This is a genomic window from Halomonas sp. GXIMD04776, from assembly GCF_049808615.1.
GTDB lineage: Bacteria > Pseudomonadota > Gammaproteobacteria > Pseudomonadales > Halomonadaceae > Modicisalibacter.
The window spans coordinates 31,557-45,676 of sequence record NZ_JBNCAN010000021.1 but is presented as its reverse complement, the minus strand read 5'-3'; the positions used below and the strand labels follow the sequence as shown (position 1 = coordinate 45,676).

At 60.4% G+C, this 14,120-nt stretch carries 12 protein-coding genes; 3 read left to right on the top strand and 9 right to left on the bottom strand.

Annotated features, from left to right (window positions below):
• Positions 1-3: 3 nt before the first annotated feature.
• Positions 4-1,347 (top strand): phosphate regulon sensor histidine kinase PhoR, encoded by a 1,344-nt coding sequence (phoR, locus tag ACPF7Z_RS14430; RefSeq protein ID WP_425193950.1) that lies wholly within the window; start codon positions 4-6, stop codon positions 1,345-1,347.
• Positions 1,348-1,358: 11 nt separating this feature from the next.
• On the opposite strand, the gene ACPF7Z_RS14425 is transcribed toward phoR, so the two are convergent.
• Positions 1,359-1,841 carry a MarR family winged helix-turn-helix transcriptional regulator gene (locus ACPF7Z_RS14425; protein WP_425193949.1) on the bottom strand — a complete coding sequence of 161 codons (483 nt, stop codon included), beginning with the start codon at positions 1,839-1,841 and terminating at the stop codon, positions 1,359-1,361.
• 136 nt (positions 1,842-1,977) lie between these two features.
• On the opposite strand from ACPF7Z_RS14425, the gene ACPF7Z_RS14420 reads away from it, so the two are divergent.
• The gene (locus ACPF7Z_RS14420) at positions 1,978-2,427 is read left to right on the top strand and encodes a hypothetical protein (protein WP_425193948.1); all 450 of its coding nucleotides are present in this window, start codon (positions 1,978-1,980) and stop codon (positions 2,425-2,427) included.
• On the opposite strand, the gene cysZ is transcribed toward ACPF7Z_RS14420, so the two are convergent.
• Together cysZ and phoU are read right to left on the bottom strand one after the other, a co-directional pair.
• Positions 2,400-3,125, bottom strand: coding sequence for a sulfate transporter CysZ (gene cysZ, locus ACPF7Z_RS14415; RefSeq protein WP_425193947.1), 726 nt, complete (start codon positions 3,123-3,125; stop codon positions 2,400-2,402). The two genes, ACPF7Z_RS14420 and cysZ, sit on opposite strands and share 28 nt — an antisense overlap.
• 25 nt (positions 3,126-3,150) lie before the next feature.
• On the bottom strand, positions 3,151-3,879 hold the full coding sequence (gene phoU / locus ACPF7Z_RS14410; RefSeq protein WP_425193946.1) for a phosphate signaling complex protein PhoU: 729 nt from the start codon (positions 3,877-3,879) through the stop codon (positions 3,151-3,153).
• 224 nt (positions 3,880-4,103) lie between these two features.
• Here phoU and ACPF7Z_RS14405 point away from each other — a divergent pair, with 224 nt between their 5' ends.
• Positions 4,104-4,508 carry an acyl-CoA thioesterase gene (locus ACPF7Z_RS14405; RefSeq protein ID WP_425193945.1) on the top strand — a complete coding sequence of 135 codons (405 nt, stop codon included), beginning with the start codon at positions 4,104-4,106 and terminating at the stop codon, positions 4,506-4,508.
• A 4-nt stretch (positions 4,509-4,512) separates the two neighbouring features.
• On the opposite strand, the gene ACPF7Z_RS14400 is transcribed toward ACPF7Z_RS14405, so the two are convergent.
• The 6 genes from ACPF7Z_RS14400 to hexR all read right to left on the bottom strand — a co-directional run bounded on the left by ACPF7Z_RS14400 (position 4,513) and on the right by hexR (position 14,086).
• Positions 4,513-5,613 carry a TRAP transporter substrate-binding protein gene (locus tag ACPF7Z_RS14400; RefSeq protein WP_425193944.1) on the bottom strand — a complete coding sequence of 367 codons (1,101 nt, stop codon included), beginning with the start codon at positions 5,611-5,613 and terminating at the stop codon, positions 4,513-4,515.
• Positions 5,614-5,776: 163 nt separating this feature from the next.
• Complete coding sequence (torA, locus tag ACPF7Z_RS14395; RefSeq protein ID WP_425193943.1) at positions 5,777-8,293, bottom strand: trimethylamine-N-oxide reductase TorA; 2,517 nt, start codon at positions 8,291-8,293, stop codon at positions 5,777-5,779.
• The gene (locus ACPF7Z_RS14390; RefSeq protein WP_425193942.1) at positions 8,290-8,988 is read right to left on the bottom strand and encodes a TorD/DmsD family molecular chaperone; all 699 of its coding nucleotides are present in this window, start codon (positions 8,986-8,988) and stop codon (positions 8,290-8,292) included. Before ACPF7Z_RS14390 ends, torA begins: the two co-directional genes overlap by 4 nt.
• Complete coding sequence (locus tag ACPF7Z_RS14385) at positions 8,985-10,730, bottom strand: c-type cytochrome (RefSeq protein WP_425193941.1); 1,746 nt, start codon at positions 10,728-10,730, stop codon at positions 8,985-8,987. The genes ACPF7Z_RS14390 and ACPF7Z_RS14385 overlap by 4 nt, the downstream gene beginning before the upstream one ends.
• A 196-nt stretch (positions 10,731-10,926) precedes the next feature.
• Entirely contained in the window at positions 10,927-13,143 is a 2,217-nt protein-coding gene (gene uvrD / locus ACPF7Z_RS14380) for a DNA helicase II (protein WP_425193994.1), read from the bottom strand.
• 88 nt (positions 13,144-13,231) lie between these two features.
• Positions 13,232-14,086 (bottom strand): transcriptional regulator HexR, encoded by an 855-nt coding sequence (gene hexR, locus ACPF7Z_RS14375; protein WP_425193940.1) that lies wholly within the window; start codon positions 14,084-14,086, stop codon positions 13,232-13,234.
• Between the last annotated feature and the right edge of the window lie 34 nt (positions 14,087-14,120).

The window sequence follows — 14,120 nt, the reverse complement described above, 5'->3', positions numbered from 1 at the left end:
CTCATGTACTACTGGACCAATGAACTCTGGCGGCTTGCCTATCTGATCATCGGCATGGGCGGCCTGGGCTGGCTCATCGGCCTGCCCGGCTGGGGACTGGCCGCGGGGCTTGCGCTATTCATCGCCATTCACATCCGCCATCTGCGCCAGCTCTATGCCTGGCTGTATCAGAACCCCCACCAGGAGCCGCCCGCCGGCACCGGTGTGTGGGGCGATCTCTTCGATCGCCTGTATCGCTATCAAAAAGCGCAGCACAAGGCCCAGGCACGCTTGCGCGACGTCATTCGCCGCGTCCAGGAGTCCGCGGAAGCCATGCGCGACAGCGTGGTGATGCTCGACCGACGCGGCAACCTGGACTGGTGGAACAGTGCCGCCGAACACATGCTGGGCCTGAAGTCCCCCCAGGATCGCGGCCAGCACGTCACCAATCTGCTGCGCGATCCGCAGTTCATCGCCTATTTCGAGGCCCGGGACTATCGTGAGCCCCTGATCCTGTCCTCGCCGGTGCGCGGTGATCTGGTGCTGCAATTTCAACTGACCCTGTTCGGTGACGACGAACGCCTGATCCTGGTCCGGGACATCACTCGCCTTCAGCGCCTGGAGCAGATGCGCCAGGATTTCGTCGCCAACGTCTCTCACGAGTTGAAGACGCCGCTGACGGTATTAGTCGGTTATTTGGAAACCTACAGCGAGCATGCCGGGCAACTGCCGCCGCGCTGGCAGCGCGGTCTACAGCAGATGCAGGAACAGACCCACCGCATGCAGAATCTGGTGACGGATTTGCTGCTGCTGTCGCGCCTGGAAACCGATCATCGTGCGAAGCGAACCACGTGCATCGATCTTCCCGGCCTGATGGAAACCATTCGCCGGGATGCCGAGACGCTTTCGGAAGGCAGCCATACCCTGCGTCTCGAGATCGACGATCCGCGAGACCTCCTAGGCGACGAGCAAGAGCTCCGCAGCGCCCTCTCCAACCTGGTCTTCAATGCCGTGCGCTACACCGCCCCGGGCACCACCATCACCCTGCGCTGGCACCCTTGGCGCGCCGGCGCCGCCCTGGAAGTGATCGATGATGGGGAGGGTATCGATCCGGTGCATCTTCCGCGCCTCACCGAACGCTTCTACCGCGTCGACAAGGGCCGCAGCACCGCCACCGGCGGTACGGGACTGGGCCTGGCCATCGTCAAGCATGTGCTGTTGCGCCACGATGCTCATCTGGAAATCGAATCCCGCCTGGGCCAGGGGGCGCTGTTTCGCTGCGTCTTTCCCGCAGCGCGGCTGTTGCAGGCCACTGGCGATATCTCGGAGGAACCGAACCTCACCTCTGGTAGCCTGCGCCGACGATGATGCCGTATCGATCAGGACGATGCCGCCCGTTCCGGCAGGTAGGGTACGTCCTCCAGACGCTCGCTCATCTGCTTGAGTACGGCAAAGGTCTGCGCCAGCGCCTCGCGATCCAGCGTCTCGGCCAATCGGTTGGCCCACTGCACATACCGCGCCATGACGATGGCATAGATCCTTTCACCCTCGATCGTGCGTTCGACGAAGGGCGAGCGCTTGTGATCGGGGTTGGTGGAAAGCGTGATATAGCCCGCCTTCTGCAGTTCCCCGACGATGCGCTGCACGGACTGACGAGCGAGCCCCATGCGTCGCGCGATCTGAGCGACGGTGAGCGGTCGCTCCTCGATATCGATGGCGCCCAGCACTTTCCAACGGGCACTGGTCAGACCTAGATCTGCAGTCAGACGATCACCCTCCGCTACCAGCATGCCGTTCAGGCGAAAGGTCTCCAGGGCAATGTCGGTAAATAGCGCACCGCTCTCGGTATAGTCCTGCGTCATGACTCTCTTGTCTCACCTCGCATCAGCATGTCGACAGCATAGTGACAAATTGGCCATGTCTCGTCGAGATAGTTTGACAGCCTCCCAAATTGACAGCATATTGTCAAAACGACGCCATGCTATTCAGGGGTGCTTCATGAAACCGCGTATCCATGTAACCGCCGCAATGATCGCACTATTCACCATTCTGACATTCTGGTTTTCGACGGTGCTGGTCGAGCTCTTCGGCACTCATGAGCTGATCGTCTGGGTCAAGACGGCGATTCCCTGGGGATTGATCGTTCTTATTCCAGCGCTGATGATCACCGGCGGATCCGGCATGGCGATGGGCAAGCGGCGCACCGATGCACTCATCCTGGCAAAGAAACGTCGTATGCCGATCATTGCGGCGCTGGGTATTCTTGTTCTCGTGCCTTCAGCCTTCTTCCTGGCCTGGAAGGCAAACCAAGGTGAACTCGATGCCATGTTCTACGCCATTCAAGGCATCGAGTTACTGGCGGGGGCGACGAACATTGTGCTGATGGGATTGAACGTCCGGGATGGCCTGATCGCCGCCAGTCACAGACGCGCCGGCAGCGCCTTGTAGTGCTGCTGCCACATCAATACCGAGGCGGCCACCGCCCCGGGCAGCAGGATGAGATTGGCCACGGGAATCCAGGTCGCCAGCAACACCCAGCCACCGAAGGTCAGGGTCGGCCACCAGCGCGAACGCAGTCGGCGTTTCATGTCATCGAAGCTGACTCGGTTGTTGTCCATCGGATAATCAAGGTAGGTGATGGCCATCATCCAAGCGGAGAATGCTGCCCATAGGAAAGGCATGACCAGGTTGAGACCGGGCACGAACCCGAGCAGAAACAGAAGCGCCATGCGCGGCAGAATATAGGCCAGCTTGACCAGTTCGCGGCCCAAGGCATCGAGGGCGCTGCGTACAAATCCGCGATCGTCCAGGGGCGGGCTGCCGGTGACGCGCAGTTCCACCTTCTCGGCGAGAAAGCCGTAGAACGGCGCGGCAATGAGATTGGACACCAGGGTGAAGGTGAAGAACACGATCAGGACAAGACTGATCACCAGCAGCGGCCAGATCAGCCACTCCAGCCATTCGAGCCAGCCGGGCACCTTGAGCATCCAGTAATCGAGCCAGCCGCCGAAATTGTTGAGCAGATAGGCGATGGTGCCCACATAGAGCACCAGATTGACCAGTATCGGCAGAAAGACATAGCGCCGCAGGCCCTTCGACAGAACCAGCCGCGTTCCCTGGGTCAGGGCACCAAAGGCATTGAGCATAGAAAGGCTTAACTCCGGGAAAAGCCTAAACCTTACCCTTGAGCGCCGCCTCGTCAAGTTTGTCGGCATCGATATGACGAATATCCAGCCCCTTGACCAGGTAGATGACGTACTCGGCGAGGTTGTCCGCATGATCGCCGATGCGCTCCAGGGCCCGCAGGATCCACATCACACTCAGAATCGAGCTGATCGAGCGCGGATCTTCCATCATGAAGGTCATCAGCGAGCGCATGGCGGTGGTGTACTCGGTATCCACCAGCTCATCTTCCCGGGCGACGCTCAGCGCCAGATCCGTATCGAAGCGCGCGAAGGCGGTCAGGGCATCCCGCACCATCTTGCGCACATGTTCGCTGATGTGACGCACCTCGACGAAACCGCGTGGATCACGCCCCGCCTCCGCCAGAGCCAGGGCGTTGCGCGCGATCTTGCTGGCTTCATCACCGATGCGTTCGAGATCCGAGGTGGCACGAATCACCGCCAACACAAGACGCAGATCCGACGCCGCCGGTTGACGGCGCGCCAGCACTCGGGTGCACTCTTCGTCGATCTTGATCTGCAGGGTGTTGACGGCCTGGTCGTTGTCGCAGACGTCCTCCGCGAGACGGCTATCGCCCTCGAGGAGCGCATGGATGGCGTCCTGGACCTGCTTTTCGACTAGCCCACCCATCGCCATCAGGTGCGTCTTGAGTGCCTCGAGCTCCTGATTGAACTGTTTGGAGATATGCTGACTGTGAGTGTCACTGGTGATTTCCATGGAGCTCTCCTGAATCCGCCGTATAGCCCTGTGGTCGATGCTATCACCGGCGCCGTAGGTTGTAGCGGAAGATGATGACACACAAAGATGACGGTTCCGTTAAGCACCGCCCTGGGCTGTCCGCCCCAAACGTGGTCGTGAGCTTCTCTGGCCGTTTGCCCGGCATGGCGTTTAAGATACTCGCTCCCTATAAAACCATAACAAGCCATTGGAAGTAGATGTTCATGACCGATCTCGACGACATCCCCGCGCCTCAAGGCGATCTGACCCTCAAGCTGATCACTTCACGGCAAGACACCAACTTTTACGGCGATATCGCCGGTGGTTGGCTGGTCAATCATATGGATCAGGCCGCTGAACTCTGTGCCGGTCGCCTGGCCCATGGACGCACCGCAACGGTCGCCATTGAAACCATGGATTTCTTGTGCCCGGTACGGGTGGGCTCCGTGGTGAACATCTATACCAACGCACAGGACATCGGGCGTAGCTCGATCAAGGTCAATGTCGAGGTCTGGATACGCCCGCCTCAGGAGCGCAACCCCGATGAGCTTTACAAGGTCACCGAGGCGCGTTTCGTGATGGTCGCCCTGGACGACAACGGCCGGATACGTGCCGTACCCGGCGAGTGACTAATTACTTCGCTTCGCTCACCAGCTGACGATTCTTCAGGTAGGCGAACTCGCCCACATCGGTATAGGAGGACACGAGCTGCTGGAAGGCCTTGTAGGAGTCGTAGATCTTCTTCGAACTGTCGTCCTTGTCGATCTGTTCCTGCAGCACTTCCTCGGAAGCCTTGGCCAGCGCCTTGATGACATCCTCGGGTAAGGAGCGCAATTTCACGCCGTGCTTGTCTACCAGCGCCTTCAAGGATTCCGCGTTGCGATGGGTAAACTCGTTGATCATGGCCAGATTGGCGGAGCGTGCAGCCTCCTCGACCACCGCCTTGAGTTCGTCGGGGAGCTCATTCCAGGCGTCAAGATTGACGGTGCCTTCCAGCGCCGCACTGGGCTCGTTCCAGGCGGTGGTATAGTAATAATCGGCGACCTGGTGCAGGCCGAAGGCCAGATCATTATAGGGGCCGACCCAGTCTGCGGCATCCAGCACCCCGGTCTGCATCGAGGTGAAGATCTCCGAGCCGGGCATGTTCACCGCCGTGGCGCCGATGCGATTCATCACCTCACCGGCCAATCCCGGCAGGCGGATCTTGAGCCCCTTCATGTCCTCCAGGGAATTGATTTCCTTCTTGAACCAGCCTGCCATTTGAGTACCGGTGTTGCCCACCACAAAGGGCTTGAGATTGTGCTCTCCGTAAAGCGCATCCCATAGCTGCATGCCATCACCGCGATACAACCAGGCGTTGGTCTCGTTGACCGTCATGCCGAAGGGCACCGCGGTGAAGAACTGTGCTGCCGGCACCTTGCCGCGCCAGTAATAGGCGGCGGAATGGCCCATCTGCGCGGTACCGCTGGAAACCGCATCGAATACCTCAAGTGCCGGCACCAGGTCGCCGGCGCCATAGACATCGACCTGCAGACGACCTCCCGATAGAGTGTTGATACGCTCTGCTAGATCGTTGGCACCGGTGCCCAGAGCCGGAAAGTTTTTCGGCCAGGAGGTGACCATCTTCCATTTGATGGGTTTGTCTTCTTGGGCTCGGGCCGTGGAGACGAAAGGGGCGGCGGCAATACCCGCGGCACCGGCGCCTAGGCCGGTGAGAAACTTGCGACGTTGCATGATGGCGTGACTCCATGTGCGTTGTTCTTGACGCTCGCAGTATGCGCGACGGAGGATTTACGCGGCAAGTACGCCGTATAAGCCACGCTGATCCAATCTCAAACCAAAAAGAACCGGGCCGCACTGGCGGCCCGGTAAATTCTTGTCAGAAGTGAGACACCTCTCAGCTGGTAGTGTTGGAACCTTCCCTGATCTCGGGCTGGGAAAAGACCAACACCTCGGGCAGCTCGCCCTCGAACTTCTCGACGTCTCCAACGCCGGTCTGCCCACAGTTGGCTTGCGCGAGCTTGGACGTGGCGATCCCTGGCGTGAGGTTGTTGACGTCACCGTAGCAGCACAGGCTGCCGATCTCCCGGGGATTGAGGGGATCGAACCAGCCGCCTTCCGACACCTGGATCACCCCCGGCATGATGTCGTCAGTCACCACGACACCGGCGAGAATCTGCCCACGATCGTTGAAGACCCGCACCACATCGCCATCCTTGATATCGCGCTCCTTCGCATCGCGTGGGTTCATCCAGCAGGGTTCGCGATTCTGCACCGCATAGGTCTTGCGAAACTCCGTGCCGCACAGCTGCGAATGCAGCCGACCGCGGGGGTGGTTGCTGGCGATGCTCAGCGGGTACTTGGTATCTGGCCCGTCGAGACGCTCGATCGGCTCCAGCCAGGTCGGGTGTGGCGGACAATCGTCGTAGTCGTATTTCGCGATGGCTCGGGAATAGATCTCGAACTTGCCGGTGGCGGTACCCAGCGCATTGAGAATCGGGTCCTCGCGAAACGACGCATGGCGGACAAAGTTCTTTTGTTCGTCCTTCAATGGAAAGGCCAGCGGCTTGTTCGATTCCCAGAACACATCGAAGATCGGCATTTCCATGCCCTTGGCCCGGGATTCGATCTTGGCGGCCTCATAAAACCCGCGGATCCAATCCATCTCAGCGCGACCTTCGGTGAATTCACGCCCCTTGCCCAGCTTGTCCGCGATGGCGGCGAAGATGTCGAAATCATCCCGGGCTTCGAATTGCGGCTCGACGATCTTCCTCATTGCCACGATATGGGACAGTGCATAGTCCCCGACCTGCTCGATGTCGTTGCGCTCGTAAGACGTGGTGCATGGCAGCACGATATCCGCATGGCGAGCGGTGGCCGTCCACTGAAAGTCGTTGACGACGAAGGTATCCAGCTCGCGCCAGGCCCTGAGCATCTCGTTGCGATCCTGGTGGTGGGCGAACGGGTTGCCACCGGCCCAGTAGGCCATCTTGATCAGCGGCAGCTCGATCTCGCTGCCGTTGAACTGCATGGTTTCGCCGGGGTTCAACAGGGTTTCGACGAAACGCGCCACGGGGATCATGACGTCGCTGCCGGATTCGTCGACCGACCCGCCACTACCCCCGCCGGCGGCATCGCCGATCGCCTTGAGAATAGGACTATTGTGGGTCGGCGCGCCGCCGGAGGAGTAGTGATAGCTCAGGCCATAGCCGCCCCCGGGCAAGCCGATCTGACCGAGCATGCAGGCCAGGGTCACCAGCATCCAGGTGGACTGCTCGCCGTGATGCTGGCGCTGCATGGAATAGCCGAGTGCCAGCATGGTGCGGTTGTTGGCAAAACGCCGAGCCAGATCGCGAATGGTGTCCGCGTCGATGCCGCAAATCTCCGCTGCCCAGTCCGCATCCTTGGGCTGACCGTCGGACTCGCCGGTCAGGTAGGGTTTGAACTCCTCGAAGCCACTGGTGTAGCGATCGAGAAATTTCTGATCGTGCAGATCTTCGCTCAACAGCGTGTGGGCGATACCCAGCATCAGCGGGACATCGGTCTGCGGTTTGGGGGCGATCCACTCACCGTCGAGATAGTCGCAGGTCAGGGTCTTGAGCGGATCGATGGAAATGACCTTGACGCCGGCTTTCTTGAGCGCCTCGATACCCGGGAAAGCCCCGTGGTCCGCCACCTGCCAGGAAATCTGGGAGTTGTTGTGAGGGTCGCAGCCCCAGAACACCATGAGATCGGTATTTTCGGCGAGCACCGGGTAGGTGGTGCACTGCTCGTAGACTTCAATGGAACCCGTGACATAGGGCAGGATGACCTGGGCCGCACCGGTTGAATAGTCGCCGATGCTGGAGGTAAAGCCACCGGTCAGGTTCAACATGCGCCGTAGCAGCGTCTTGCAGTTGTGCAGCTTGCCCGGGCTCTTCCAGCCATAGGAGCCGCCATAGATCGCATTCTGCCCATGCTGCTCGCGGACCCGAGTGATTTCGTTGGCCACCAGCTCGATCGCCTTGTCCCAGGAGACCCGTACGAAATCACCGTCGCCGCGACCGTCCGGATCGGCCCCCGGGCCCTGCTCGAGCCAGGCACGACGCACCATCGGGTAGCGGATGCGCGAGGCGGAGTAGATCGAATCCCGCACCCCCTTGAGCATGGATGTAGGCTGGGGATCACCGCCCCAGGGTTTGAATTCGACGGCACGCCCATCCTCGACGACACCTTTGAACACCCCCCAGTGACAGCCGGAGATGACTTCTGTCGATGCACTCTGAGCAAGCGCGCCCTTGCTCAAAAACGAGAGCGAAAACGGCATGGCGCTGAGGGCCGCGGTCGCGGCGGAGCCTTGCAGGAAGCGTCGCCGTCCGGGGGAAGCAACGTCCGCGTCGGATACAACGCGTAACTCGTCAGTTTTCTTGCTCATGCAGATTCTCCTTCACGTTGCTCAAGCACAAATTCAGGCACGGAAGCCGCTGCGAATTCATTAGCCGTCGGTGAGGCAGGGGCTTCGCGGACCAAAGCGAGCAGCAGCTTGCCGGCGCCAGCATAGAAGCCATCTAGGTCCTGCCGGTTCAGCGCCTTAGTGAATGCCGGCACCCAGTCTTGCAGCCGACGCGCCAGGTCCGCCGCGATCATGTTCTGACCGCCGCGAAGCGCTGCCGCCAGGGCAGCCAGCTCAATGGCAAGATGATCCGGTGGCTCACAGCAGTCCGTGCTGACGTGCAGATCGAGCGCGCGCAGTACCGCCTTCATGTCGACGACGGGTTCGCCGCCAAGCGTCGATCCGTCTTCCTCTTGCCAGGCACTTTCGTAGGGCAGTACGGCACGATGTCGGAAGATGCCTTCGAACAGCGCCGTGTAGCGGCGCTGCAGATGCACCGCCAGATTCTCCGAGTCATCCTGCTCAAGGGTACGACAGAGTGCTTCCGCCGCTGCCGAAGCCTCCAGCTGCGCCCCTATCCAACGCAATGCGTCCTGGCCTGGCCGGGCGCAGGCCTGTGCCACCTGCTGCGATGACATCGGAGCAATGAAGATACCGCTCAACCATTCGGCAGCGACAATGAGCGCGCTGGTCTCCGGGCCAGCGATGCGCCCTTCAGCGATAGCGTCGCGGCTCATTGCGGCACTCCCTCGCTGGCATGCTGAACCACCGGTGCGCCAGTATCAGGACCAAGATCCTTGGAGTGATTCTGCAGATACGAAAGAATCAGGCGGTACTCATCGTCATTGAAGGTCGTGAAGCGCTTCATGGATTTGAGGGTGCCGATCCATTGATTCGCCGTGAAATGTTCCTTGCCCGGCAGGGTATGACAAGACGAGCAGCTTTTCTGGTACGCATTCTGGCTGTACGTCCAGAGTTCTTCCTGATCGAGGTTGAGCTGGCTTGCATCGGTCCAGAGTGTCAGGGTGACCGGCAGCCAGACCTGATCCGTATTGGGGTCGGTTTCCGCCTCACCGCGCTCGGTGGCCTCAACGGCAGCATCACCCAGGGCGGCCATGATCACCCGCTGGCCCTTCTCCTGATAGATGACCGAGGGGGCGTTTTCTGGCTGCCAACCGGCAATCTCGAGCTGCAGCTTGTCGCCTTCCTTGGCAAGCACCTTGGCTTGCGCCGCGCCCAGGAACTTGCCGTCCTCGCTCTCGGCTTGCTCCAGGTCGGGCGTCGTATAGAGCGACTTGGTACCGGCGACAAAGACTTCATCTCCCTCGCTAATCTCTTTCGGATCGCTGGTCGGCAAAGGGGGACGGTTGTCGAAGGCGGTATCGAGCATCACCACTTCCTCTGTGCGGTTTGGTTCGGGCATGCCCGGGGCCGGTTTGTCCACGGCGGGGATATGGTTGAGATAAGTCGCCATGGCCTGCAGATCCTGCCAGGGTAGCTGGGAGGTGTTCTCGATGACCTCTGCCATGTCGCCACCGGACTTGCGCCCGATCGGATTGATACCGGTATGCAGGTAGTTGGCGATCGACGCCGCGGACCAGAAGCCGATGCCGGTCTCGTCCGGCGTGATGTTGGGGAAGTGGCCGGTGCCCTCGGGGTTCGGCCCGCCGGCGTAGCGCTTGTCATCGGGAATGTTACCCATGAAGGTACGTGGCGAGTGACATTCCGCGCAGTGTGCAGCCCCCTCTACCAGATAGCGGCCACGCTCGAATTTGGCATGGTCAACGTCTTCGGGAAGATCGGCAGTATCGGCACCAATCTCCGCGGCACTCTTGCCATCGAGGAAGGCAAGGCGCCAGACGCCGATACCGCGACGAATATTGTAGGGAAACTTGAGTTCATGATCCGGCACGACCTTGTCGCTTTCCGGCAGCGTCATCATGTAGGCGTAGAGATCCCGCACGTCTTCTGGCTTCAAGCGCTGATAAGAGGTATAGGGGAACGCCGGATAGAGATTCTTGCCGTCGGGCAGAAGACTGTCGGGGCCAACACCCTCGCGCACCGAACGGTCGAATTCCGCAAGTGTCCAATTGCCGATGCCGTGCTCCGGGTCCGGCGAAATGTTGGGCATGTGAAACTTGCCGAAATCGGTGTCGAGCACCTTGCCACCGCCAAGCTGCTCGTCGCTGTCCTGTCCTGTCGTGGCATGGCAGGTAGCACAGTCGGAGGCGACGAACACGAGCCGGCCATTATCGATATCCGCCGGGCTGTCAGCATTGGCCGCCGGTGGCAGGCTATGGGTCAGTGACCAGGTCCAGGGCGAGGTCAGTACGAGAAACCCGGCAACGCCGAGAATGGCGACTACCGCCACCGTAATGGAAATCTTCTTGCCTATGCTGGCCATGGCTTGCTCCCAATGGTTGCCGCAATGATCGCTGCGCGTTGCAGGGTGAATAGCAGGTAGCTCAAGCGTTTTCATTACACTCGAGCACTCTGATTCGGCAGGGGACTGACTTGTGCCTAATTAAGCGTCCTAACGTTTATGCTGTAAACATACTCGCCCCAGGATAGGCGTACCACCGGAAAACCAATGTGAATTGATCCATATCAAGAAGCCTCGCTAAAAGCACATTAGCGAGGCGATATGATGGAAAAGGTAGGGCGAAATCGGGTATTCAAAGGGGAGTGAGCTTGGCGAACCCCAGTACCAGCCATTTGTCGCCTTCGCCCTCGAAGCTGACCTGCACCCGGGCGCGCTCGCCCTGGCCCTCGGCGTTGAGAATTATTCCTTCACCGAACAGCGGATGACTCACCCGCTGACCCAGGGAAAGCGAGGGCAACTCGTCTCCTCCGGAAACCGACTCCTGGCGCAGCCCGTGGCTTGGGCGCGAGGCGAGCGGCCGCGATATCTGGCCGCGCAGACGCACCTCTTCCAGCAGTTCTTCCGGCAGCTCGCGCAGAAAACGCGAGGCCCGCTGGAAGGTCTCCTTGCCATGCAGCCGGCGCAGTTCAGCATAGGTCAGATAAAGCTTGTGCATTGCCCGGGTCACGCCGACATAGCACAGCCGGCGCTCCTCCTCGAGGCGCCCCGGCTCCTCCAGGGACATCTTGTGGGGAAAGAGCCCCTCCTCGACCCCGGCAATGAACACGACAGGAAACTCTAGGCCCTTGGCAGAGTGCAGCGTCATCAGTTGCACGCCATCCTCGAACTCATCCGCCTCGTGATCGCCGGCATTGAGCGCCGCCTCGGCCAGGAACGGCTCCAGGGCGGCGGCACCCTCGCCGGCCTCCTGCATCATGGGAGTTTCGCCCTGGGTGAAGGCCCGAGCGGCATTGACCAGTTCCTCCAGGTTCTCGACACGAGCCTGTCCCTTCTCGCCTTTCTCATTGCGATGATGCTCGATGAGACCGGAGATCTCGTTCACGTGGGCGATGATCTCATGCAGCGTCAGGCCTGCGGTGTCGTTATCGAGCCGCTCGATCAGATTGGCGAAGCCTTGCACGGCGTTGGCGGCGCGTCCCTTGAGGGTGGCGTCGCTCAGGCTGTCGTGCAGCGCCTGCCACAGCGAAATATTCTGATCTCGGGCACGTTCGCGCAGGACCTCCACGGTACGGGTACCGATACCTCGGGCAGGTACGTTGATGACGCGTTCCAGGGAGGCATCGTCGTCCCGATTGAGCAGCAAACGCAGATAGGCCAGGGCATTCTTGATCTCCAGGCGCTCGTAGAAGCGCTGCCCGCCATAGATGCGATAGGGCATCCCCTGGCGGATCAGGGTCTCTTCGAGCACTCGGGACTGTGCATTGGAACGATAGAGAATGGCGATCTCACGGCGATGGAAGCCTTCGTCGACCTTCTCCTTGATGGTATCGACGATGAACCGGGCCTCATCCAGATCGTTGAAGCCCGCATAGACGGAGATCGGCTCGCCCTTGGCGCCGGCAGTCCACAATTCCTTGCCCATGCGCCCGGCGTTTTGGCTGATCAAGGTGTTGGCCGCGTCGAGAATGGCGCTGGTGGAGCGATAGTTCTGTTCCAGCCGTACGGTGTGGGTGTTCTTGAATTCCTGCTCGAAGCGGCGGATGTTCTCGACCCGGGCGCCACGCCAGCCGTAGATAGACTGATCGTCGTCGCCGACCACGGTCACCCCGGCCTGCTCGCCGGCAAGCAGCTTGAGCCAGGCGTATTGCAGGGTATTGGTGTCCTGGAACTCATCGACCAGCAGATGGGCGAAACGCTCACGGTAATGGGCAAGCAGGCGCGGGTTGTCACGCAAGAGCTCCAGGCTGCGCAGCAATAGCTCACCGAAATCCACCAGTCCGCCGCGCTCACAGGTCAATTGATAACGCTCATAGAGTTCGACCATCTGCCCCATGTAGACGTCACCGTGGGTCTGCACCTGTTGCGGGCGCAACCCTTCCTCCTTGCAGCCAGAGATGAAGTACTGCACCTGACGCGGCGGGTAGCGTTCGTCATCGATGTTGTGGTCTTTCAACAGACGCTTGACCAGGCGCAGCTGATCGTCGGAATCGATGATCTGAAAATGCTGCGGCAGCCGCGCATCCTGCCAGTGGGTGCGCAGCAGGCGATGGGCGATGGAGTGAAAGGTGCCGACCCAGATGTTGCGCAGCGACAGGCCCAAGAGCGCCTCGAGACGGGTGCGCATTTCCCGAGCCGCCTTGTTGGTGAAGGTCACGGCAAGAATGGCGTAGGGCGAAAGACGCTCGACCTGCATCAACCAGGCGATGCGATGCACCAACACTCTTGTCTTGCCGGAGCCGGCCCCCGCCAGCACCAGCATATTGCCCTGAGGAGCGCTGACGGCCTCGCGCTGAGCCGGATTGAGATCGTCGAGAAGTGGCGAAACGTCGCCCGGTGAAACATCATCCATGGAAGCGGCTATCGGCATCGAAAATGAACGTCCAGCTTAGCATATTCGCCACAGCGACAGAGCCGTGTCCCGTCCGGTGCAGCCAGTCCTATTCTACCTCGGGAAAGCGCAGCGGATTCAGGCTCCTCTTCACCGCTTTCAATTGCTCGGCCAGGCGCGGTCCACGGGTCTTGGCGACCCCTACCGCCAGCACATCGATCAATACCAAGTGTGCGATGCGGGAGCTCATCGGCGTGTAGATCTCGGTGTCTTCATGTACATCGATAGGCAAGGGTAGTGTCACCTCGTCGGCTAGCGGTGAACCGCTCGGGCACAGACCGATCACCGTGGCGCCAGCCTCACGGGCCATACGCACGCTGGCGACCAGCGCCCGGGTGCGTCCGGTCTGGGAAATGGCCACCACCGCATCTCCCTCCTTGAGGGTTGCCGCCGACATGTTCTGCATATGCGGATCCGAATAAGCAGAGGTCGATATCTGCAGGCGAAAGAACTTGTGCTGGGCATCGAAGGCCACCGCACCGGAGGCGCCAAAACCATAGAATTCGACCCGATTGGCCATGGCCAGCGCATTGATCGCCTTGTTCAGTGCGTCATTGTCGAGCCGATCCCGCACCGATAACAGCGTGCCCACGGTGGAGTCGAAGATGCTGTGGGAGAACTCCGCCACGCTGTCGCTGTCGTTCATCGAGAACTGAGCGAACTGACTGCCGGAGGCCAGCATTTGAGCAAGCTTGAGCTTGAAATCCTGAAAGCCATTGCAGCCCAACGCACGGCAGAAGCGTACTACCGTCGGTTCGCTGACCTTGGCCTCGGTGGCCAGATCGACGATACGCATGTGGATGACTTCCTCAGGGTTGCGCAACACGAAGCGCGCCACTTTTTGCTCGGAGCGACGAAAGTGCTCCATGCGACGCCTCATTTCATCGAATAGGGCACGGCTCACGTATTCACTCCTGGGTTCTCCATAGCACTACACC

What these genes read in the sequence shown, in the direction of transcription:
- uvrD (WP_425193994.1), bottom strand. Translation starts at nt 13,143, where the DNA reads ATGGATGATGTTTCACCGGGCGACGTTTCGCCACTTCTCGACGATCTC.
- phoU (WP_425193946.1), bottom strand. Translation starts at nt 3,879, where the DNA reads ATGGAAATCACCAGTGACACTCACAGTCAGCATATCTCCAAACAGTTC.
- ACPF7Z_RS14385 (WP_425193941.1), bottom strand. Translation starts at nt 10,730, where the DNA reads ATGAAAACGCTTGAGCTACCTGCTATTCACCCTGCAACGCGCAGCGAT.
- ACPF7Z_RS14405 (WP_425193945.1), top strand. Translation starts at nt 4,104, where the DNA reads ATGACCGATCTCGACGACATCCCCGCGCCTCAAGGCGATCTGACCCTC.
- ACPF7Z_RS14420 (WP_425193948.1), top strand. Translation starts at nt 1,978, where the DNA reads ATGAAACCGCGTATCCATGTAACCGCCGCAATGATCGCACTATTCACC.
- ACPF7Z_RS14425 (WP_425193949.1), bottom strand. Translation starts at nt 1,841, where the DNA reads ATGACGCAGGACTATACCGAGAGCGGTGCGCTATTTACCGACATTGCC.
- cysZ (WP_425193947.1), bottom strand. Translation starts at nt 3,125, where the DNA reads ATGCTCAATGCCTTTGGTGCCCTGACCCAGGGAACGCGGCTGGTTCTG.
- phoR (WP_425193950.1), top strand. Translation starts at nt 4, where the DNA reads ATGTACTACTGGACCAATGAACTCTGGCGGCTTGCCTATCTGATCATC.
- ACPF7Z_RS14400 (WP_425193944.1), bottom strand. Translation starts at nt 5,613, where the DNA reads ATGCAACGTCGCAAGTTTCTCACCGGCCTAGGCGCCGGTGCCGCGGGT.
- ACPF7Z_RS14390 (WP_425193942.1), bottom strand. Translation starts at nt 8,988, where the DNA reads ATGAGCCGCGACGCTATCGCTGAAGGGCGCATCGCTGGCCCGGAGACC.
- torA (WP_425193943.1), bottom strand. Translation starts at nt 8,293, where the DNA reads ATGAGCAAGAAAACTGACGAGTTACGCGTTGTATCCGACGCGGACGTT.